Raw genomic sequence first — 21,072 nt, forward strand, 5'->3', positions numbered from 1 at the left:
CCAGCAATCATTTGCGGGAATTCTGGCAGGCAGCGACTTACAAAACAAGCGCCGGGGTCAATCCTGAGTCTGATCTGGGTCTTCTTTGCCCACGCCGCGAAAGATGAACTTGAACGGCAGCGCCCACAGGATGCCCAGGCCGACATAGATGAGCAATTCCACCCATATTGGCGGTCGGTTCAGCAAGTTCACAAGCGTCACCACCGCAACAATATACAATGGCAAGCCGATCACCAGAATGACCAGCGACCAGCGTCGGCGCGCCTTGTAGCTCAGCCCGGATTTGCGCTCGTTGCTCATCAATCAGCAAACGGGTCGGTCACCAGGATGGTGTCGTCCCGCTCCGGACTGGTGGACAGCAAGGCCACCGGGCATTCGATCAGTTCTTCCACCCGGCGCACGTATTTGATGGCATTGGCAGGCAAATCCGCCCAGCTGCGCGCACCTTCGGTGGATTCACTCCAGCCCGGCATTTCCTCGTAGATGGGCGTACAGCGGGCCTGTTGATCCGCCGCCGTCGGCAAGTAGTCCAGGCGCTCACCGTCCAATTCATACGCGACGCAGATTTTCAACGTCTCGAACCCGTCGAGAACATCCAGTTTCGTTAGTGAAATCCCGTTTACACCACTGGTCGCGCAGGTCTGGCGCACCAGACAAGCGTCAAACCAGCCGCACCGGCGCTTGCGGCCCGTCGTGGTCCCGAACTCGTGCCCCCGCTCTCCCAGACGCTGCCCGTCCGCATCGTCCAGCTCGGTCGGAAACGGCCCCTCGCCCACGCGTGTCGTGTAGGCTTTGACAATCCCCAGTACAAAATTGATCGAACCCGGTCCGATGCCGACGCCCGTCGCGGCCTGACCCGCAATCACATTCGACGATGTGACGAATGGATACGTCCCAAAGTCGATATCCAGCAGGGCGCCCTGCGCACCTTCAAACAGGATACGCTTCCCAGCCTTGCGCTTTTCTTTGAGCACTTTCCAGACGGGTGCCGCGAATGGCAGAATCTCCTGCGCGATCTCTTTCAACTGAGCAATCAGGGCATCCCGATCCACCGGCTCGATCCCCAGACCCTTACGCAGCGGATCGTGGTGCTGCAGCGCCCGGTCTACACGAGCTTCCAGCGTCGCTTCATCCGCAAGATCGGCGACCCTTACCGATCGGCGACCGACCTTATCTTCGTATGCCGGGCCAATTCCGCGGCCGGTGGTCCCGATCTTGGTCCCCTTGCTGGCCGCTTCTTCGCGAGCGCGATCAAGTTCGCCATGAATCGGCAAGATCAACGGGGTGTTCTCGGCGATCATCAACGTATCAGGAGAAATATCGACACCCTGTGCCCGGATCGTGCCAATCTCCTTGATCAGGTGCCACGGATCCAGAACAACGCCGTTGCCAATGACACTCAGCTTGCCGCCACGTACGACACCCGAAGGCAACGCGTGCAGCTTGTAGACCTCTCCGTCAATAACCAATGTGTGCCCGGCATTATGCCCGCCCTGAAAACGCGCGATCACATCTGCCCGCTCGCTGAGCCAGTCGACGATCTTGCCTTTTCCTTCGTCACCCCACTGGGCGCCGACAACAACCACGTTGGCCATATCCGGTCCTTTTGCACTGAAATATCAAACCCGGCTGATATAGCGAGGCTCAGACGGCAGGGAAACCGCTATTTCGCCGCATGGAACAATCGCGCTGCGCGCGATGCCTCCGGCGGGGATATTTTTAGCCAGATGAAGAGCGGATCCCCTGCTTCATCTGGCTGCAAGTATCCCGGGGGAGACGCCCGGAACGGGCGGCGGGGGCAGAGCCCCCTTCTCTCACTTCGGCAAACGGACCGGTCGGCCATGCGGTGTTGTCAGGTACGCTGCTTCCCACGCGTCGCGCGTCGTTTCGAGATCGGCGGGCAACGCATCGCCGCTTTCCGCCAGAAAACCTTCGAGCGTTTCCAGCCAGGCGTTGAAATAATCGTCACCTCCGTCCAGATCCCGCTCCAGCCCGTGCCGCTTCAGCGTCTGAGAAAAGCGCGTGGCCCAGTCGGGCCAGTCAAACCGGCCGGCCTCATTCAGCGCCACGGCGACCGCAAAGACCTGCGCGTGCCAGGGTTCGGCAAAAACCGGTTCGGGGGCCGCGTATGAATGGCAATCGTTCATACGGGCTCCAGGTATGACTGCCAAAGGTCCAGCACGACCTCGTCGTCCGGGTGTTCCGGATCGGCCCAAAGCTCGGACGACGGGAAAGCCACCGCATACAGTGGCTCCGGTGCCTCACCCAACCCATGCGCGTTGGAATCCGGCAGGACATGAGACCCGTGCAGCCGGAGCACTCGCCCAACAGCACCGGCTGCATAATCCGGCAGCCGCGTATGTCCGCCCACGACAAGCCGGTTCGCCGTTGGGCGCAGCGTGCGCACCGCCTGCCCGACCTCAAACCGCGCCGTGATGTTGGAGGGGCGGTCTGCGGGCCCTCCCTTTGCGAGCGCTGCGGCCACTTTCTCGGGTTTCAGGGCCTGCGCGGCCAGTCGATGTTTCTGATCATCAGGCACACCACGCAGATCATCCTGCGTCAGGATCCCTTTTTCGACCAACAAATCCGCCAAGGCAGATATCCATTTTTCGAAGTATGAAAACCGCGCGTAATCTTTCGGAGACAACCGCTCGCGCGCGTGTCGCGATGTATCGATGTTCCACTGCCCCAGAAACCCGGCGGCCAATGTCACCGCCAGCGCACGCGCCTGCCAGTCTTCCGCGAAAACCGGAGCATCCTCGGATCCCGGCTGAACCGGCCCGTCCCCGAAGCGACCGCCCATGTCGTGAACGCGGGTCATGCGGCCCCCTTGGGCAGACCAGTGCCGATCATGCTGTCGCGTGTGACCAGAGCGGCCAGCGCGTTTTCGTCCAGACCCTCGGTGCCTTCGGGGCGCATGGGCAGCACGAGATAGCGAATCTCGGCGGTTGAATCCCACACGCGGACCGATGATTCTCGCGGCAGGGTCACTCCAAACTCCGCCAGCACTTTGCGCGGTTCGCGCACCGCACGGGCGCGGTAGGCATCGGATTTGTACCAACCGGGCGGGATGCCCAACAACGGCCACGGGTAACAACTGCACAAGGTGCATACGACCATGTTGTGCTGTTGGGGGGTGTTCTCGACAACGACGATGTGTTCACCCTGACGACCGTAATATCCAAGCGCGGCGACCACGGGCGTGGCATCGGACAGCAGTTTGGCTTTGAAATCGGGATCGCTCCACGCCCTGGCAACGACGCGTGCGCCATTCTGCGGACCGATCCTGTTCTGGTAAGTGTCGATGATCTCGTCCAGCGTCGCAGGGTCGATCAGCCCCTTGCGGGTCAGAATCGTTTCCAGCGCTTTGACGCGCAGCGCAGGTTCGGGCGGCAAAAGGGTGTGGGGGTGGTCGTGATCGTCATGTGGCATGCCTGCAGCCTGCCTTAGGCCAGACGACCGAGTCCAGTCCCATTGCCGTGATAAACCACATCGTCGGCGCGCAACCCAACTCGTGACTTGCCCCCAGAACCAAACTTGCATAAGTACCACGCGATACACGCCACGCTGTACAGGACCACCATGGAAAACGTTGTTCTCATCATTCACCTTCTTCTGGCCCTGGGCCTGATCGCCGTCGTTCTGATGCAGCGGTCCGAAGGTGGTGGCCTTGGCATGGGTGGCGGTGGCGGTGGCGCAATGACGGGTCGCGCGGCAGCGACTGCTTTGGGCAAGCTGACGTGGATTCTTGCAGCATGTTTCATCGTGACATCCATTACGCTGACCATTCTGGCGGCGCAAAAGTCTTCGGGAAGCTCCGTGATCGACCGTTTGGGCGTTCCGGCACCTGCGCCGACGGAAGAAAGCAACCCGGCGGTTCCGTCGGCAGATGACCTGCTGCCACCCACGCAGGGCAGCAACACACCGCTGATCCCGCAGGCCGACTAAGCCACAAAACCTAGAAATCCAAAAGAGAACTGCAACAGCATCTTGCGGTTCCCTTGCGCTTTTGGCGCGAATCCTTTATGAGTGAAGTCCCGTGATGCAGCGGTTTTTTGAACCGCCGGGCAGCTAATAATGACGTCTCACGGGGGCAGCCGAAAAAACATGGCGCGTTTTATTTTCATCACTGGTGGTGTGGTTTCATCCTTGGGCAAAGGGCTGGCTTCGGCGGCATTGGGTGCGCTGTTGCAGGCCCGTGGATATTCGGTGCGTCTGCGCAAGCTGGACCCCTATTTGAACGTCGATCCGGGCACCATGTCACCGTTTGAACATGGTGAAGTGTTCGTGACCGATGACGGCGCGGAAACCGATCTGGACCTCGGCCATTACGAGCGTTTCACCGGCGTGGCCGCACGCAAGACCGACTCGGTCAGCTCAGGCCGGATTTATTCGAACGTTCTGGAAAAAGAGCGTCGTGGCGACTACCTCGGCAAAACCATTCAGGTGATCCCGCACGTCACCAACGAGATCAAGGATTTCATCGCCATCGGCGAGGATGAGGTCGATTTCATGCTGTGCGAGATCGGCGGCACCGTTGGCGATATTGAAGGCCTGCCCTTTTTCGAAGCCATCCGTCAGTTCAGCCAGGACAAGCCCCGCGGTCAATGCATCTTTATGCACCTCACCCTGCTGCCCTACATCAAGGCATCTGGGGAGTTGAAAACCAAGCCGACACAGCACTCGGTCAAGGAACTGCGCTCGATCGGGCTGGCGCCCGATATTCTGGTTTGCCGCTCTGAGGGCCCGATTCCGACGAAAGAGCGTGAGAAACTGGCCCTGTTCTGCAACGTCCGCCCCGACAGCGTGATCGCGGCGCAGGACCTCAGCACAATTTATGACGCACCACTGGCGTATCATAAGGAAGGTCTCGATCAGGCGGTTCTGGATGCCTTCCAGATCAGCCCGGCCCCCAAGCCCGATCTGGCGAAATGGGAAGACGTCAGCGACCGCATCCACAACGCCGAAGGCGAGGTGAAGGTGGCCATTGTCGGCAAATACACCCAGTTGGAAGACGCCTATAAATCGATTGCCGAGGCCCTGACTCACGGCGGCATGGCCAACCGAGTCAAGGTCAAGGTCGAATGGGTGGATGCCGAGGTGTTCGACACCGAAGACGTCGCTCCGCATCTCGAAGGCTTCCACGCCATCCTTGTTCCCGGTGGCTTTGGCGAACGTGGTACCGAAGGCAAGATCAAGGCGGCACAATACGCGCGCGAGCATAAAGTGCCTTATTTGGGTATCTGTCTGGGCATGCAGATGGCCGTCATCGAAGCCGCGCGTAATGCCGCTGGAATCTCTGCTGCGGGATCGGAAGAATTCGACCATGAATCGGGTGAAAAGCGTTTTGAGCCCGTCGTTTATCACCTGAAAGAATGGGTGCAGGGCAATCACAAGGTTGAACGCAAGGTTGGCGACGACAAGGGCGGCACCATGCGATTGGGCGCATACAATGCCGTTCTCAGCGATGGTTCCAAAGTGGCCGACGTTTACGGCGGCACCCAGATCGAAGAGCGCCATCGCCACCGCTATGAAGTCGACATCAAGTATCGCGACAAGCTTGAAAAGGCTGGGCTGAATTTCTCGGGCATGTCACCCGACGGACGGTTGCCGGAAATCGTCGAATGGTCGGATCATCCTTGGTTCATCGGTGTTCAATACCATCCGGAACTCAAATCCAAGCCCTTCGAACCGCACCCCTTGTTCCGCGATTTCGTACGCGCAGCGAAAGACACTTCGCGTCTGGTCTAGGTCACCGCAATTTGTCGGGTCGTTGCGAAAAACCAGTATGCGGCGGCCCTCTGACACGGTTAAATGCCGACGACTCAGAAGGAGACCGGCCATGACCGAACAAATCACACGCGCAGAGAACTTTGCTGCCCTTCACAAAAAGGGCGACCCGGTCATCCTCTACAATATCTGGGACCCGGGCAGCGCCGTCGCCGTACGCGATGCGGGGGCAAAGGCACTGGCCACGGGCAGCGCCCCGGTTGCAATGGCGCAGGGTTATTCAGACGGTCAAAACATCCCGTTTGACATGGCGCTGGACAATGCCCGCCGCATCGTCGATGCCGTGGACATCCCCGTCACAATGGATCTGGAAGGGGCATACGCCGAAGATACGTTCGGCATTGCCGCGAATGTCGGACGCGCCTTGGAGACTGGGGTGATCGGCTTCAATTTCGAGGATCAAATCGTTGGAACCAAAGACCTTTACGACATAGAGACCCAAGCTGCTAGGGTCGCCGCGATGCGCGAAGGATGCGACGCCGCGGGGTTACCGGCCTTTATCAACGCCAGAACGGACATCTTTCTGAAGGCCGCTCCGGACACGCATAACACGGCTATGCTGGAAGACGCGATGGCCCGTGCCAAAGCTTACGCGGATGCGGGCGCAAGCGGCTTTTTTGCTCCGGGCCTTAAGGATGAAGCGATGATTGGCCGCCTTTGCGAGGCGACGGAACTGCCAGTCAACATCATCGCCCTGCCCGGCACGCCTGACACGGCGACTTTGGCGGGTCTTGGGGTGGCGCGCATCAGTTATGGGCCTGTTCCTTATCGGCAAATGGTTGCTTGGTTGCAGGACAAGGCCCGCGAAGCCCTGCAAGGCGGCACTTGATCCACTTTTAGGGGATTGCATTCTGCCAAGTTCCTCCGCACCTTGTGGGGAAATGTGGAGGAGGACGGATCGTGCCTAAAGGATACTGGGTTGCGCATGTCGATGTGGACGACTTCGAAACGTACAAGTCCTACATTGCCGCCAATGCCGCGCCCTTTGCCGAATACGGGGCGAAGTTTCTGGTGCGCGGCGGCACGCGCGAGGAAAAAGAAGGTCAGGCGCGGGCCCGCACCGTTGTTATCGAATTTCCCAGCTACGAACAGGCATTGGCCTGTTATGACAGCGACCAGTATCAGCAGGCCAAAGCCCTGCGTGATCCCGTTTCGACCGGCGATCTTGTGATCATTCAGGGCTATGACGGGTAGCCCCGGCTTGGCGGACCATAAAATAGGGACTAACCTGACCCCATGTTGAAAAAGTTCTTTCAGGCGTTTCGCCCGCCGCAACACGATAACCTGCCCGACCCGGATGCCGAATTGGCCCTGGGTGCATTGATGGTTCGTGTGGCGCAGGCGGACCGGGACTACAAACTGGAAGAAATCAGCCTGATCGACCGCATCCTCGCCCGCCTCTACCAGCATAACGCAATTGAGGCTGCGAAAGTGCGCGCGACCTGCGAAAAGCTGCATGCGGCTGCACCCGAAACTGACACGTTCGGTAAACTGATCCGCGAAACAACAGGCGAAAAGGAACGGCTGGCCGCACTTGACGCGCTTTGGGAGGTTGTACTGGCTGACGGCGACACCGACGAAGGAGAGGTCAAAATCGTCGAGGAAGCCCGCACCGCGATGGGCTTGAGTTACAATGACAGTCAGGCGGCGCGCGCACGCGTGCAATCGCGCTTGGAAGCCAGTTAAGCCGGGTCTATATCTTACGCATGTTCAGTGATTTCCTGTCCCGGCTGACACAGCCCCAGCCCGATCCGCTGGCCGATGACGACGCGCGTCTGGCCCTTACGGCCCTTCTGGTGCGCATTGCCCGGTCCGACAATGACTATGCCGACACGGAAATGGCCCGGATCGACCGGGTATCAGCCGAACGATATGGTCTTTCACCGTTCGAGGCCGCCGGTCTTCGCGCCCGCGCCGAGGATCTTGAGGCCGAAGCCCCGGATACGGTGCGTTTTACCCGCGCGATCAAAGAAGCGGTGGCCTATGACGACCGCCTCGCCGTGGTACAGGCGATGTGGTCTGTGGCGCTGGCCGACGGCCATCGCAGCGAAGAGGAAGATTCGCTGCTCAGGCTGGTCGTCAGCCTGCTTGGTGTCAGCGATGTGGATTCGGCGTTGGCACGACAAAAGGCCGCGAAATCGTGATCGCCGCATTGGGCATGTACGACATGCCCGCCACCGCACAGGCCAATGATCGCTTCTGGAACCTGACGCGGTCCGCCCTGGGTTTTGGTCCGGAACGGCTGACGCGCGACCGCGACATGTGGGACGTCTGGACGCATCCTGACCTGGTGTTGGCCCAAACCTGCGGCATGCCCTATCGGACAAAACTGCAGGGGCAGGTTCAGCTTGTCGGTACTCCGGACTATGGCCTGCCGGACTGCCCGCCCGGTCACTACTGCTCGGTTTTTGTGGCCCGCCGCACCGATCAGAGAGATCTGTCCGAGCTGATTGACGGTGTTTTTGGCTATAATGAAAGTCTGTCGCAATCCGGGTGGGCCGCGCCAATCACGCATCTGGCTGGGCAGAACCTCAAACCGGAAACACTGTTGGAGACCGGCGGTCACGCAAATTCGGCGCACGCCGTAGCCAATGGACAGGCAGACGTTGCCTCGTTGGACGCGTTGACATGGACGTTGTTGCAGGAACACACAAAACTGGGGGAACAGTTGCGCGAGGTTGCCAGAACCCCTCCGACCCCCACCCTGCCGTATATTACGGCACCGGGGCGGGACCCGGACCGCATCGCCCATGCGGTTCGATCAGCAATCAAGGATCTGTCAGACCATGACCGGCGGCTTTTGCACCTAAAGGTCCTGACACAGATACCAGCCGAAAAATATCTGTCAGTCCCTAACCCGCCCAGTCCTGAGGCGATTGTCGCAACAAACTAGCAATTTTGATCAGAACGTTTGGTCAAACTGGCAGATTCAGCCCTTGATCTTGTCATTTGCGCATTGCATTGGTCCGTTTTTTCAGCCCTAGTACCGCACCAACACCAACCAGCCCGAGACTGCCCGTGACAGAAACCGCTCCCGTCATCGAGATCAGGAACCTCCATAAGAGTTTTGGACAACTCGAAGTCCTCAAAGGTGTGGATATCACGGCACATCGCGGCGATGTGGTTTCGCTGATCGGGTCATCAGGTTCGGGAAAGTCCACGCTGCTGCGCTGTTGCAACCTTCTGGAAGACAGTCAGGATGGCGAGATATTGTTCAAAGGCGAACCCGTGCACTGGACAGGCAGCCACCATCATCGCCGCCCGGCTGATCCCAAACAAGTGCTGCGCATCCGCACCAACCTGTCGATGGTGTTTCAGCAATTCAATCTGTGGGCGCATATGACCATCCTGCAAAACGTGATGGAAGCCCCGGTCACAGTTTTGGGCCGCGACCGGGCCGAGGTCGAAGACAGCGCGCGCAAATATCTGGACAAGGTCGGCATCGGCGACAAATGCGACGTGTACCCGGCGCAGTTGTCGGGCGGTCAGCAACAACGTGCCGCCATCGCCCGTGGCCTTTGCATGGAGCCAGAAGCGTTGTTGTTCGACGAGCCGACTTCGGCTCTGGACCCCGAGCTGGAACAGGAAGTCATCAAGGTAATCAAAGATTTGGCCGCCGAAGGCCGCACCATGATCATTGTGACTCATGACATGAAAATGGCTGCCGACATTTCAAGCCACGTTGTGTTCCTGCACCAAGGCCTGATCGAAGAAGAAGGCACGCCGGAAGATATCTTTACCACCCCTGAATCCACGCGGCTTCAGGGTTTTCTATCCGCCACCAAGGCGGCATAACCTCAGAACAGATCAAAGTAGGGGAGTAACCAATGAAAAACCTGATTCTGACCACCGCAGCACTGGCGCTGACCGCCGGCATGGCAATGGCAGACACTGTGCGCATGGGCACGGAAGGCGCCTACCCTCCGTACAACTTCATCAATGACGCAGGCGAAGTTGACGGGTTCGAGCGCGAGCTTGGCGACGAGCTGTGCAAACGCGCAGGTCTGGAATGCGAATGGGTCAAAAATGACTGGGATTCGATCATTCCAAACCTGGTGTCCGGCAACTACGACACCATCATCGCGGGCATGTCGATCACGGATGAACGGGACGAAGTCATCGACTTTACCCAGAACTACGTTCCGCCTGCGGCGTCGGCCTTTGCCGCTGCATCTGACGGCGCCGACCTGAGTGGCGGCGTGGTTGCTGCGCAAACCGCAACGATTCAGGCTGGGTACGTCGCGGAAAGCGGCGCGACACTGGTCGAATTCGCAACGCCGGAAGAAACCATCGCGGCCGTTCGCAGCGGTGAGGCAGATGCTGTGTTCGCAGACAAAGACTACCTTGTTCCGATCGTGGAAGAATCGGGCGGCGAGCTTGTATTCGTAGGCGATGACGTGCCGCTGGGCGGCGGCGTTGGCATGGGCGTCCGCGAAAGCGACGGCGAACTGCGCGGCAAGTTCGATGAAGCCATCACTTCGATGAAGGCGGATGGCACTCTGAATGAGATGCTGAAAAAGTGGTTTGGTGAGGGCACTGCCACTTATGGTACCGACGGTTCCGTCGTAACCAACTAAGCGCTTGCTCAATAGGTCCGGCGTGCATGATGCGCCGGACCTCCCGGCAGCTTGCCGGGTCTGACGTTCGAAAGACGCCTGATGTTCTCCTACTGCGTTGATCCTGACACGCTCGGCACGTTCCGCTGGTTCTCTTGTTACCTGACGACCGGCGTGCACTGGTCGTTCTACCTTTCTTTTCTGAAAGTTCTGCTGTTGTTGGCCGTGACTGCTCCGGTTGCGCTTAGCTTTGGATTTGCAGGGGCAATGGCAGCGCGGTCGCATTTTCCGCCGCTCAGCTGGTTGGGCAAAGGCTACATCGCAATTGTTCGCGGCGTTCCCGACATCGCGTTTTTTCTGTTTTTCGTCATCGCATTGGATCAGGGGTTTGAATGGATCCGCCACAAAGTCCTGTGCCCGGATTGGAGCGAGCCCATCCGGCAGGGAAACGACTTCCTTGTCTGTCAGAGCGCCAAACTGCCTTTGGGAACTGCACCTGAATGGGTGCACGAGACATATGGCTTCATTCTGGCGGTTATCACGTTTTCGATCGTGTTCGGGGCGTTCGCGGCCAACGTTCTGTTTGGCGGTATGCGCGCTGTTCCACACGCTCAGTTAGAGACGGCTGAAGCCTACGGCATGACGCGCCGCGAGACTTTCTGGCGTATCCTGGTCCCGCAAATGTGGGTCTATGCCCTGCCCGGCCTTTCAAACCTCTGGATGGTCCTGATCAAGGCGACGCCATTGCTGTTCCTGCTGGGCATCGAAGATATCGTTTACTGGGCCCGCGAATTGGGTGGCACCAAAACGTCCAGATTTACGGAATACCCCCACGGTGACTGGCGCATGTGGTACTTCCTGTTCCTGCTGATTTTTTACCTTGGCATGACGCGCGTGTCCGAGATCGGACTTGAAAAGCTGATGCGGCGTCTGTCACACGGACAGGCAACATCCGGCGGTGAATTGCTGCGCAAGGAGACCACCGCATGAGCTGCTTGCAAACCATTCAGGACTACGGCCTCCGGTCCATAGGCATCGGCGAGCGGTTGCTGCCCAAGACCGATTTTACCCTTTGCGAGCATTTCACTCTGATTGGCTCGGGCATGATCTGGAATATCTATTTCGGGATCATGGCGATGATCACCGGGTTCTTTCTGGCAACTGCGCTGGCTGTTGGAAAAGCATCCCCGAACAAATGGCTGCGGAAGCCATCGCAGTGGTTCATCTTCCTCTTTCGCGGCTCGCCGCTCTTTATCCAGTTCTTCTTTGCTTATTTCTTCTTTCTGTCGCTCAAGAAGACGTACCCGATGTTTGACGCGCTGACCTCGGCCTGGCTGGGCGCTTTGATTGTCCTGTTCCTGAACACATCGGCCTATTCGGGCGAAATCTTCTACGGTGCGCTGCGTTCGATTCCCAAAGGCGATATTGAGGCGGCGGATGCCTATGGCATGACCGGTTGGGCCCGGTTCCGGCGGATAACGTGGCCGACGATGCTGCGCCTCGCCTGGCCGGCCTACACCAACGAAGCCATCTTTGTGTTTCAGTCGACCACGCTGGTCTTCTTTTCGGCCTTTCCCGCATGGCAACAACGCGGCGATGCTCTGTATTACGCCAGCTATTTTGCCGACAAAACGTTCAACCCATTTGTTCCCTACCCGATACTGGCCTTTTACTTCATCCTGCTCACGCTGGTGATCGTTTGGAGCTTTGGGATGGTGAACAAGCGCCTGAACCGCCACCTGCCGGCGGAAAGAAAAGCAAAGATGCGGTTCCGCCTCAACCTGGCGCGTTAAGCCCACTCGACAGGGTCCAGCCTGAACAGCTTCGAAAGCTGGTCGTAAACCTCTGGGACTTCATGTTTCAGGGCGCGCGGGCGCTCGAAGAAGACCTCGACCGACACGGCAAAAAACTCTTCGTGGCCGGTTGCACCGTAAGGATCGATAACCGTATGCCGCCCGGTTTCAACCGCGTGAACATGTGCATCGTAAGCGGTCAGAAATACCTTTTCCCATTCAGCGAAACTCTGACCTTTATTCAGGACCGGAACGCCGTTGGTGCTGCCTGAAAGGTCGTCGATCTGGTGGGCGAACTCGTGAAACACGACGTTCTGCCCGTCGTGGTCATCCAATGCGCCTTGTCGGCTGTGCGCCCACGACAATATCACCGGACCGCGATCCCAGCTTTCGCCTGTGCGTACGATTTCTTTCTCCGTCACGACATAGCCGGACCGCCGCTGCTGGCGGGATTTAAACGCATTCGGGTAGATCAACACCGTGGTCAGGTTGTCGTACCAAAGCTCGCTATTGATGATCAGCAGACAGGCCTGAGCAGCGATTGAGAGCTGCATCTCTTCTGTCACGTCCAGACCGTCGCAGCCGTAGAACTCGACCTGATCCAGAAACAGGTTCACCTTGCCGTCCAGCTTGGTGCGCAGGTCAGGTGGCAGTTTGCGCAGAATCGGCACCTGAGCATCAATGATCGCGCTTTCGCGGTTGGTCAAAGGTGTCGAAAGAAGGCGCGTTCGGGTTTGAGATTTGGACCAGGCCCGATACCCAAAATACCCTGCGCCGAGAAAAACGATGACAAGAAAGATGTACATTCCAGAACACTAGGCCAATCCCGTCCGGCAGGAAATCCCGTTGTCCAGTGGGCGCGTCCCGGATCAGCGCTTCATAATTTGATCAAATTTCGTGACATGGGGCACAGGGTCAATTACACCTAGCTCAGCATGTCCTTAGGAGGGTTCTGTGGACTCGAGCAATGTGAACAGTATTCGCGTCGTCGCTTGTGATCTGAACGGTCAGATGCGTGGAAAGCGGGTGCCGCCGTCTTATGCTGCCAAGCTTGACACGGGCGCGATCCGAATGCCGTTTTCCGCACTGAATGTCGATCTGTGGGGCGCCGATATTGACGGCAGTCCGCTTGTCTTCGAAAGCGGCGATGCCGATGGGGTTCTGTTGCCGACCGGTCGCGGACCGGTGCCCGTCCCCTGGCTGGACACGGCGACCGAGCTGGTTCCGATGGGTTTGCATGATGATCAGGGTGTCCCCTTCGACGGCGATCCTCGCCATGCTCTTTCCGGTGTCTTGTCACGTTATGCGCAACGGGGCTGGTCCGTCGTGGCGGCCACCGAGCTTGAGTTTACGCTGCTGGACAGTTCAGGGGCCGAACCACGACCGCCGCTGAACCCGCGCACCGGTCGACGATTGAGCGATGAGGCTGTTTTGTCCGTCTCCGAAATGGACGCGTTCGATGCGTTTTTCACCGATCTATATGACGGATGCGATGCGATGGGCATCCCCGCCCAAACCGCCATTTCAGAAAGCGGGATCGGTCAGTTCGAAATCAACCTGAATCATCAGGACGCCCTGCGGTGTGCCGATGATACGTGGCTTTTCAAGGCGTTGGTCCGTGGCATTGCGCAAAAGCACGGGTTCTCGGCCACTTTTATGGCGAAACCATATGCCGAGGACGCGGGGAATGGGATGCATGTGCACTTTTCGGTACTGGATGCGGACGGGCGAAACGTTTTTGACGATGGCGGGCCGGAAGGGAATGATACGCTGCGCGCGGCGGTTGCCGGGTGTCTGGCTGCGATGCCGGGGAGCACCCTGATCTTCGCGCCGCACGGAAACTCTTTTTCGCGACTTGTGCCCGATGCACATGCCCCGACGGGGGCGAGTTGGGGATACGAAAACCGAACCGCTGCGATCCGCATCCCGGGCGGCGCGCCAGTAGCTCGACGGATCGAACATCGCGTGGCCGGTGGAGATATTAACCCCTACCTGATGTTGGCAGCTATATTGGGTGCCGCCTTTGTCGGAATCGAGGATAACATGTCAGCGCCCGAACCGATCACGGGAAACGCTTACGAGGCTAAAGACCTTCCGCAGCTGGCAGCGGATTGGGACGCCGCCATTTCGGCGTTCGAAACCGACCCGATCGTCGCGCGCATTTTTCCCGCTGATCTGATCCGCAATATGGCCCTGACCAAGCGGCAGGAAATCGTCCGCTTTTCGGACCGGGCGCCCGAGGATCACTGGCTCAGCTATGTCGGTGCAGTGTGACCCTCTTGTCCGGGCTTTGGGAGTCCGTTAGACTTAATTTGATCAAATTTGGTGACTTATGAAAATCGGCATCCTTGTGACCGGCCACCCCCCGGACGAGCTTTATGACCAGTTTGGTGAATATGATGGTATGTTCCGCACCCTGCTGGACGGCAACGATTTTGAGTTCGATACTTTCTTTGTCGTTGATGGCCAGTTCCCCAGCGACGCCTTGCAGGCTGACGGTTGGATCATCACTGGCTCGCGTCACGGCGCTTATGAAGACCATCCCTGGATTCCCCCACTTGAAGACTTGATCCGAGCGATATGGGACAGCCGCAGACCATTGATCGGTGTGTGCTTTGGCCATCAGATCATCGCCCAGGCTCTTGGCGGCAAGGTCGAGAAATTCAAAGGCGGTTGGGCGGTCGGTCCAACGGAATATGCGTTGGATGGTGATGCGGTAACTCTGAACGCCTGGCATCAGGACCAGGTCGTCGAGCTGCCGGAATGCGCCCAGGTCACAGGAACCAACGACTTTTGCGAGAACGCGATGTTGGCTTATGGCGACTCGATCTGGACAGTTCAGGCGCACCCCGAATATGGCGGCGATTTCATCGCTGGCCTGATGCGCACACGCGGCAAGGGTGTGGTGCCTGACGCTCTTTTGAAAGATGCAGCCGACAACGCGGACAAGCCGGACGACAACGCGGTAATCGGGCGGTATATGGCCAATTTCCTGAAGAAAGCGAGGGGCTGATGGCCGATTGGACAGAAAAATTGCCAGAGGCGGCACGCGACTACTTCGAAGGCAAGCGCCTAGACGAGGTTGAATGCATCATCTCGGACTTGCCCGGGATTGCCCGTGGCAAGGCGGTTCCGGCCTCAAAATTCGCAAAGCAATCCTATTTCCATCTGCCCGACAGCATCTTCTACCAAACCATTACCGGGGACTGGGGCGAAGCCGCTGGCGAAGACGGCTTCATTGAACGGGATATGATCCTCAAGCCGGATCTGTCGACGGCAACGGCCGCGCCCTGGACCGGGGATTGGACGCTTCAGGTGATCCACGACGCCTATGACCGTGACGGAAACCCGATCCCTTTCAGCCCCCGGAATGTGTTGAAGCGGGTTGTCCAGCTGTATCACGACAAGGGCTGGAAACCGGTTGTCGCACCGGAAATGGAGTTCTTTCTGGTCGCCCGTAACGTCGATCCTGCACGCGGCATCGAACCAATGATGGGCCGCTCTGGCCGCCCGGCTGCTGCGCGTCAGGCCTATTCCATGACCGCGGTTGACGAGTTTGGGCCGGTGATCGACGACATCTATGACTTTGCCGAGTTTCAGGGATTTGAGATCGACGGTATTACGCAGGAAGGCGGTGCTGGACAGCTGGAAATCAACCTGCGCCACGGCAATCCCGTCAAACTGGCGGACGAGGTTTTCTATTTCAAGCGCCTCATCCGTGAGGCAGCATTGCGCCACAACTGCTTTGCGACATTCATGGCGAAACCGATCGAAGAAGAACCAGGGTCTGCCATGCACATTCACCACTCGATCACGGATATCGAGACGGGCCAGAACATCTTTTCCGGGCCCCAAGGCGGTGAAACGGACGCGTTCTACAATTTCATTGCAGGGCTGCAGACTCACCTGCCAGCCGGGTTGGCCGTCATGGCGCCTTATGTGAATTCTTACCGGCGTTACGTCAAAGACCACGCAGCCCCGATCAATTTGGAATGGGCGCGGGACAACCGCACGACGGGTATCCGCGTCCCTCTTTCTGGTCCGGAAAGCCGCCGGGTCGAGAACCGCATCGCCGGGATGGATTGCAATCCTTACCTTGGCATCGCGCTATCGCTGGCGTGCGGGTATCTTGGCCTGATCAATCAGGACAGACCCCGCCGACAGTTTTACGGGGACGCGTATGAAGGCGAAGGCGATATTCCGCAGGTAATGGGGCAAGCCTTGGAGTTGTTTGACGAAGCCGAAGCGCTGCACCAGGTCCTGGGCCCGGAATTTGCGCGCGTCTACAGCATCGTAAAGCGCGCGGAGTATGAAGAGTTCCTGCAGGTCATCTCTCCGTGGGAGCGTGAGCATCTGCTGTTGAACGTCTGAACATGGCTGGTCTGAACCTTCTCTATTCAAACGACCAAAAGGCCGAGTTTCCGCCAAGCTGGTATGCCGCAACCGCGCATCCGGCGGATCGTTACCCGGCCTTGCATGGCGAGATCAAAGCGGATGTTTGCGTCGTCGGCGGCGGCTATACCGGTCTGTCGGCAGCGCTGCACCTTGCCGAGGCCGGGTTTGACGTGGTTCTGTTGGAGGCGCACCGTATCGGGTTCGGCGCATCCGGTCGCAACGGCGGTCAACTGGGCAGCGCGCAGCGCATGGGGCAGGAAGAGCTGGAGCGTCTGGTTGGGGACGCCGATGCCCACAAGCTGTGGGAGCTGGCGGAAGATGCCAAAAACCTCGTCAAATCCTTGATTGCGAAACACGGGATTGATTGCGACCTGAAACCCGGGATTGCCGAACTGGGGCTCAGCAGCGGCGAACGGCAGGATCTTCACGCCCATGCCGCGCATCTTTCGGACAAATACGGCTATGACCAAATCGAGTTGCTGGATGAAGAAGCCGGCCACGCGATCTGCCCCTCGCCTGCGTACAAGGGTGGTTATATGGATATGGGTGCTGGCCACCTGCATCCGCTCAACTACGCTTTGGGTCTAGGTCGTGCAGCGGTTGCCGCCGGGGCGCGGTTCTATGAAGAAACCGAAGTTCTGGGCATAGATGAAGGTATCCGCACCACGATACGCAGCGAAAATGGCAGCGTCACGTCGGATCACGTTATTTTGGCCTGTAACGGATACCTTGGAACCTTGGACCGCCGGGTTGCATCTCGCGTCATGCCAATCAACAATTTCATTGCTGCAACGGAACCTTTGGGGGCTGCAGCGCAGGACGTTCTGACCCGCGACATAGCGGTCGCTGATACAAAATTCGTGGTGAACTACTTCCGCCTCAGCGCCGACAGGCGCTTGCTGTTTGGTGGCGGCGAAAGCTATGGCTATCGGTTTCCAACCGATATCGCAGCCAAGGTTCGCAAACCGATGACCGAGATCTTTCCCCATCTGCGCGACGTCCGGATCGACTATGCATGGGGCGGCACATTGGCCATTACAATGCGGCGCATGCCTTACCTTGTGCGTTTGGCCCCGAATATTCTGTCGGCTTCGGGCTATTCCGGTCACGGGGTTGGCACGGCGACACATGCCGGACAGTTGATGGCGCTTGCCATCCAGGGACAGGCGGACGGCTTTGACACGATGGCGCGTGTTCCCGCCTTGCCCTTTCCCGGCGGGCCTGCATTGCGCAACCCGCTGCTTGTTCTGGCCATGACCTGGTACGCGCTACGCGACCGGATCGGGCTCTGATCCTCCATCACATGACGGTTTGGTGAATTTTTGCCGAAGCGGCGAAAGAAGACTTGGCTTGTCAAATCTCTGTCTTTATATATTCCAAATATAAAATTCGGGAAAACCAAATATGACGCTTCCTCCAAACGTTCATGACGCCGAACCCATCCCCGCAGCAGCCAAAGACGCGATAGATGCCCTGATGAAATCGGGCGATCTGTTTCGCTATACCGCACCCCAAGATGCCCCGGTTGCGCTGCTGGAGGCGGAATTTGCCGAATTGCTCGGATCGAAATATGCATTGGCGGTCTCGTCCTGCTCGGCAGCTTTGTTTCTTTCGTTGAAAGCCCTTGGTTTGCCGCGCGACGCCCGCGTGCTGATACCCGGTTTCACCTTTGCCGCGGTACCGTCCTCAATTGTACATGCGGACTGTATTCCGGTTTTGTGTGAAGTGGGCCAAAACTACCGCATTGATATAGCGGACTTCGAAGCGAAGTTGGACACTGTGCAGGCCGTTATCATTAGCCACATGCGCGGTCACACCTCTGATATGGATGCGATCATGGAGTTGTGCGATGCGCGCGGTATCCCGGTGATCGAGGACGCGGCGCACTCGTTGGGCACCACATGGCATGGTCGCAACATCGGAACCATCGGCAAGGTCGGTTGTTTCTCGTTCCAGTCCTACAAGATGATCAACGCGGGCGAAGGTGGCATCCTGATCACCGATGACGCAGATCTGGTCGCACGAGCCGTCATCATGTCTGGCGCCTACGAGCACAACTGGAAAAAGCACAAAGGTCCGCATGGTGACAATTCACCAGAGCTGGAGGAAGCCTTTGCCAAATGGCAGAATAAACTTCCGCTATACAATCTGCGCATGAACAACCTCAGCGCAGTTGTGATCCGTCCACAGATTCCCGAACTTGCGCGACGCGTGCGCGATGGTTTGGCAAATCACGATTATGTCGCGAACCGCCTGAACACGTCGCCCCACATCGACGTCCCCGCCCCGCTGGCGCCCGAACAGCGCGCGCCGGATTCAATCCAGTTCAATCTGGTTGATATGGACGACGCCGACATCCGCGCCTTTTCCGCCGCCGCAGAGGGGCGCGGCGTCAAAGTTCAAGTGTTTGGTCAAAGCGAGGATAACGCCCGCGCGTTTTGGAACTGGCAATTCCTGCCGGAACAGGTCGAGTTGCCAAACACGCGCTCCATGTTGATGAGCGCCTGCGATGTTCGTCTGCCAGTCAGGCTGACGCGTCAAGAGTTGGATGTGATCGCCGACATTCTGTTGGCTTCGGTTGCCGAGGTCACCGGCCCGGTGCCGGTGTACGGCACTTGAGCCCTAAGGAACCGGAAGCTCGAACACGTCGATGGACAGGAACATCGCGTTGATGCCCTCGGGGGTCGGCGCGATGCGCGACAGGATGCCGGCCACCGCAGGGCCCGTGTCCGTCTCCACCAACAACGGAGCGCCCGAGTCACCCATCATCACCGGACATATAGCGCTGAGCAGACTGGTCGACATCTGCGCGATGTTGCATGTCGGCGTTCGGCTGAGCACGTGTGGACGCAATCCCGGATAGCCGGTGACGAACGCCGTTTGATCGCCCGACTGCGCGATTGGCAAAAATCCCACGTCGCGCCCGATCGGGTGCTGTAGTTCCAAAACGGCCCAATCCTTGCTGGCCCGATTGTCGAACGCTGTCCCCTGCCCTTGTTCCGACGCCACGTGGTAACTGCCGACCAGGGAAAAAGCGGCGTATTCACCCCGTTGATACCCCGCTGCAAAACGTAAGCTGGTTGGAGGAATCCACCTTTTGCGCGCTGCATTGTAAAGACAGTGCGCAGCCGTCAAAACATGCCTTTCGGAAACCAAAACGCCAGTGCAGTGCGAGCGCTGGCTGGCACCGGCGAAATTCACACGTCCGATGGCGCGCCAGGGTTCAGATGAGGCATCAAGAATTTCCCTGGCTCGGATATCCTCACATCCCGCCGCAGAATTGCTGCCCAGCGTGCAAACAGGTTCCCAAACCGTTGAAAACCGGCCCTGCGCGACCGCCGTGCCCGACCACATCCACACAGCGATCAGCACCAGCAGACGCATATGGTCTGCTCAGCTAAGCTTGGACAGCTTTTGCTGCAACTCGGCCAGTTGTTTCTTGATGTCGTCCAAGTCTTCCTTGGGCTCAGCCTCGGCTTCGGCGTCTTTGTCCGGCCCGGACCAATTGCCGGACAAGCCGCCGGTCATCGCCTTCAGAAACGCCTGCTGCTGCGCCTGCATTGCTTCGAACCCCGGCATTTTGTTCATCGGGTTCATGGCGTTCATGTTTTCCATCATCTTGGACTGGCTTTCGCGCAGCATCTCAAACGAGCTTTGCAGGAACTGCGGCATCATCCCACCGCCGGGAACCATATAGCTGCGCACCAGATCGTTCAGCACGTTGACCGGCAGGACGTTTTCGCCCCGGCTTTCGTGTTCGGCGATAATTTGAAGAAGGTACTGCCGCGTCAGGTCATCGCCGGTTTTCAGGTCGATGATCTGAACCTCGCGCCCGTCGCGGATAAACCCGGCGATATCTTCAAGTGTCACGTAATCGCTGGTCTCGGTGTTGTACAACCTTCGGCTGGCATACCGTTTGATCAACAGCGGTTTTTCTTGTTCCGACACCGTTTACCCTCCCCAAGGATGATGCATTGCAGCAGAGATTATGCGAGTGCAGAACAAAAAGAAAGGGCAGGTCAAACGACCTGCCCGAAGCGATGCACCTATTGGGAGGGATAAGCGCGGATCGCCAGTTGCCTTACTTGGCAGCCGTTGCTTTCTTGGCAGCAGCGGTTACTTCGTTGGTGGCTTTTTTGACAGCTGCGGTTGCGTCTTCAGCAGCGTCTTTGCCAGCCGCCATCAGCAGCTCAACAGTTTCGGTCTGAACTTTTTTCGCGATTTCTGCGAATGCAGCCATGTTTTCAGCAGCAACTTCAGCCGACGCGCTTGCGAAGTCGGTTGCGGCTTTTGCGTAATCAGCAGGCTCTGCTTTTGCTTTCGACATCTCGGTCAGCTTGGCCAGGGTTTCCTTGGTCCATTTGTTCGAGATTTCAGCCGACTTTTCAGCTGCGTCCAGAGCAACGCCCGACAGCTTTTCGTTCAGCGAAGCGGTCGACTTGAATGCGTCTTCCAGTGCGGTTGTGTCAACCGGGAACGCGCCCATCATGTCTTTGAGGGTCGCGGTAAAGTCTTGGGTCTTTGCCATTGTCCTAATC

Annotated in this window: 25 protein-coding genes; 16 read left to right on the forward strand and 9 right to left on the reverse strand. The window is 58.3% G+C overall.

The window, feature by feature from the left end:
- Positions 1–57: 57 nt before the first annotated feature.
- The 5 genes from RA28_RS17560 to nthA all read right to left on the reverse strand — a co-directional run bounded on the left by RA28_RS17560 (position 58) and on the right by nthA (position 3,432).
- Positions 58–300: a DUF2842 domain-containing protein gene (locus RA28_RS17560; RefSeq protein ID WP_039531401.1), complete on the reverse strand. Its 243-nt coding sequence runs from the start codon at positions 298–300 to the stop codon at positions 58–60.
- Complete coding sequence (locus tag RA28_RS17565) at positions 300–1,595, reverse strand: adenylosuccinate synthase (protein WP_039531403.1); 1,296 nt, start codon at positions 1,593–1,595, stop codon at positions 300–302. Before RA28_RS17565 ends, RA28_RS17560 begins: the two co-directional genes overlap by 1 nt.
- Before the next feature lie 219 nt (positions 1,596–1,814).
- Positions 1,815–2,147, reverse strand: coding sequence for a nitrile hydratase accessory protein (locus RA28_RS17570; RefSeq protein ID WP_039531406.1), 333 nt, complete (start codon positions 2,145–2,147; stop codon positions 1,815–1,817).
- Entirely contained in the window at positions 2,144–2,821 is a 678-nt protein-coding gene (gene nthB / locus RA28_RS17575) for a nitrile hydratase subunit beta (RefSeq protein WP_039531409.1), read from the reverse strand. The genes RA28_RS17570 and nthB overlap by 4 nt, the downstream gene beginning before the upstream one ends.
- Positions 2,818–3,432 carry a nitrile hydratase subunit alpha gene (nthA, locus tag RA28_RS17580; RefSeq protein ID WP_039531411.1) on the reverse strand — a complete coding sequence of 205 codons (615 nt, stop codon included), beginning with the start codon at positions 3,430–3,432 and terminating at the stop codon, positions 2,818–2,820. The genes nthB and nthA overlap by 4 nt, the downstream gene beginning before the upstream one ends.
- 150 nt (positions 3,433–3,582) lie before the next feature.
- On the opposite strand from nthA, the gene secG reads away from it, so the two are divergent.
- The 11 genes from secG to RA28_RS17635 all read left to right on the forward strand — a co-directional run bounded on the left by secG (position 3,583) and on the right by RA28_RS17635 (position 12,139).
- Positions 3,583–3,948, forward strand: a complete 366-nt coding sequence (gene secG / locus RA28_RS17585) for a preprotein translocase subunit SecG (RefSeq protein WP_039531413.1) — start codon at positions 3,583–3,585, stop codon at positions 3,946–3,948.
- Between the two features lie 159 nt (positions 3,949–4,107).
- Positions 4,108–5,751, forward strand: a complete 1,644-nt coding sequence (locus tag RA28_RS17590) for a CTP synthase (protein WP_039531843.1) — start codon at positions 4,108–4,110, stop codon at positions 5,749–5,751.
- A 91-nt stretch (positions 5,752–5,842) separates the two neighbouring features.
- Positions 5,843–6,619, forward strand: coding sequence for an isocitrate lyase/PEP mutase family protein (locus RA28_RS17595; protein ID WP_039531415.1), 777 nt, complete (start codon positions 5,843–5,845; stop codon positions 6,617–6,619).
- A gap of 71 nt (positions 6,620–6,690) precedes the next feature.
- Positions 6,691–6,984, forward strand: a complete 294-nt coding sequence (locus tag RA28_RS17600; protein WP_039531418.1) for a DUF1330 domain-containing protein — start codon at positions 6,691–6,693, stop codon at positions 6,982–6,984.
- Positions 6,985–7,026: 42 nt separating this feature from the next.
- Positions 7,027–7,476, forward strand: coding sequence for a tellurite resistance TerB family protein (locus RA28_RS17605; protein ID WP_039531420.1), 450 nt, complete (start codon positions 7,027–7,029; stop codon positions 7,474–7,476).
- 20 nt (positions 7,477–7,496) lie between these two features.
- Complete coding sequence (locus tag RA28_RS17610; RefSeq protein ID WP_039531423.1) at positions 7,497–7,934, forward strand: tellurite resistance TerB family protein; 438 nt, start codon at positions 7,497–7,499, stop codon at positions 7,932–7,934.
- Positions 7,931–8,683: a phosphate/phosphite/phosphonate ABC transporter substrate-binding protein gene (locus RA28_RS17615; RefSeq protein ID WP_039531425.1), complete on the forward strand. Its 753-nt coding sequence runs from the start codon at positions 7,931–7,933 to the stop codon at positions 8,681–8,683. Before RA28_RS17610 ends, RA28_RS17615 begins: the two co-directional genes overlap by 4 nt.
- Positions 8,684–8,808: 125 nt before the next feature.
- Positions 8,809–9,585 carry an ABC transporter ATP-binding protein gene (locus tag RA28_RS17620; protein WP_039531428.1) on the forward strand — a complete coding sequence of 259 codons (777 nt, stop codon included), beginning with the start codon at positions 8,809–8,811 and terminating at the stop codon, positions 9,583–9,585.
- Between the two features lie 32 nt (positions 9,586–9,617).
- Positions 9,618–10,367 (forward strand): transporter substrate-binding domain-containing protein, encoded by a 750-nt coding sequence (locus RA28_RS17625; RefSeq protein ID WP_039531432.1) that lies wholly within the window; start codon positions 9,618–9,620, stop codon positions 10,365–10,367.
- 81 nt (positions 10,368–10,448) lie between these two features.
- Positions 10,449–11,336, forward strand: a complete 888-nt coding sequence (locus RA28_RS17630) for an ABC transporter permease (RefSeq protein ID WP_039531435.1) — start codon at positions 10,449–10,451, stop codon at positions 11,334–11,336.
- Positions 11,333–12,139, forward strand: a complete 807-nt coding sequence (locus RA28_RS17635; RefSeq protein WP_039531438.1) for an ABC transporter permease — start codon at positions 11,333–11,335, stop codon at positions 12,137–12,139. Before RA28_RS17630 ends, RA28_RS17635 begins: the two co-directional genes overlap by 4 nt.
- Here the strand turns inward: RA28_RS17635 and RA28_RS17640 are convergent.
- Positions 12,136–12,945 carry a M90 family metallopeptidase gene (locus RA28_RS17640; RefSeq protein WP_039531441.1) on the reverse strand — a complete coding sequence of 270 codons (810 nt, stop codon included), beginning with the start codon at positions 12,943–12,945 and terminating at the stop codon, positions 12,136–12,138. The two genes, RA28_RS17635 and RA28_RS17640, sit on opposite strands and share 4 nt — an antisense overlap.
- Positions 12,946–13,093: 148 nt before the next feature.
- Between RA28_RS17640 and RA28_RS17645 the strand changes: the two genes are divergently transcribed.
- From RA28_RS17645 to RA28_RS17665, 5 genes are all read left to right on the forward strand, one after another.
- Positions 13,094–14,413, forward strand: coding sequence for a glutamine synthetase family protein (locus RA28_RS17645; protein ID WP_039531443.1), 1,320 nt, complete (start codon positions 13,094–13,096; stop codon positions 14,411–14,413).
- A gap of 58 nt (positions 14,414–14,471) precedes the next feature.
- Positions 14,472–15,152, forward strand: coding sequence for a type 1 glutamine amidotransferase (locus RA28_RS17650; protein WP_039531446.1), 681 nt, complete (start codon positions 14,472–14,474; stop codon positions 15,150–15,152).
- A complete protein-coding gene (locus tag RA28_RS17655; RefSeq protein ID WP_039531449.1) occupies positions 15,152–16,510 on the forward strand; it encodes a glutamine synthetase family protein in 1,359 nt (452 codons plus the stop codon). Before RA28_RS17650 ends, RA28_RS17655 begins: the two co-directional genes overlap by 1 nt.
- Before the next feature lie 11 nt (positions 16,511–16,521).
- Entirely contained in the window at positions 16,522–17,826 is a 1,305-nt protein-coding gene (locus RA28_RS17660; RefSeq protein ID WP_446737319.1) for an NAD(P)/FAD-dependent oxidoreductase, read from the forward strand.
- Between the two features lie 112 nt (positions 17,827–17,938).
- Positions 17,939–19,153 carry a DegT/DnrJ/EryC1/StrS family aminotransferase gene (locus RA28_RS17665; RefSeq protein WP_039531453.1) on the forward strand — a complete coding sequence of 405 codons (1,215 nt, stop codon included), beginning with the start codon at positions 17,939–17,941 and terminating at the stop codon, positions 19,151–19,153.
- A 3-nt stretch (positions 19,154–19,156) separates the two neighbouring features.
- Here the strand turns inward: RA28_RS17665 and RA28_RS17670 are convergent, their stop codons facing one another.
- The 3 genes from RA28_RS17670 to RA28_RS17680 form a co-directional block, all read right to left on the reverse strand.
- Positions 19,157–19,918 carry a trypsin-like serine peptidase gene (locus tag RA28_RS17670; protein WP_039531456.1) on the reverse strand — a complete coding sequence of 254 codons (762 nt, stop codon included), beginning with the start codon at positions 19,916–19,918 and terminating at the stop codon, positions 19,157–19,159.
- A 9-nt stretch (positions 19,919–19,927) separates the two neighbouring features.
- Complete coding sequence (gene phaR, locus RA28_RS17675; protein ID WP_039531458.1) at positions 19,928–20,482, reverse strand: polyhydroxyalkanoate synthesis repressor PhaR; 555 nt, start codon at positions 20,480–20,482, stop codon at positions 19,928–19,930.
- 133 nt (positions 20,483–20,615) lie between these two features.
- The gene (locus RA28_RS17680; RefSeq protein ID WP_039531461.1) at positions 20,616–21,062 is read right to left on the reverse strand and encodes a phasin family protein; all 447 of its coding nucleotides are present in this window, start codon (positions 21,060–21,062) and stop codon (positions 20,616–20,618) included.
- Positions 21,063–21,072: the final 10 nt, after the last annotated feature.

Origin of the sequence: Ruegeria sp. ANG-S4, assembly GCF_000814005.1 — a bacterium.
Classification (GTDB): Bacteria; Pseudomonadota; Alphaproteobacteria; order Rhodobacterales; family Rhodobacteraceae; genus Ruegeria.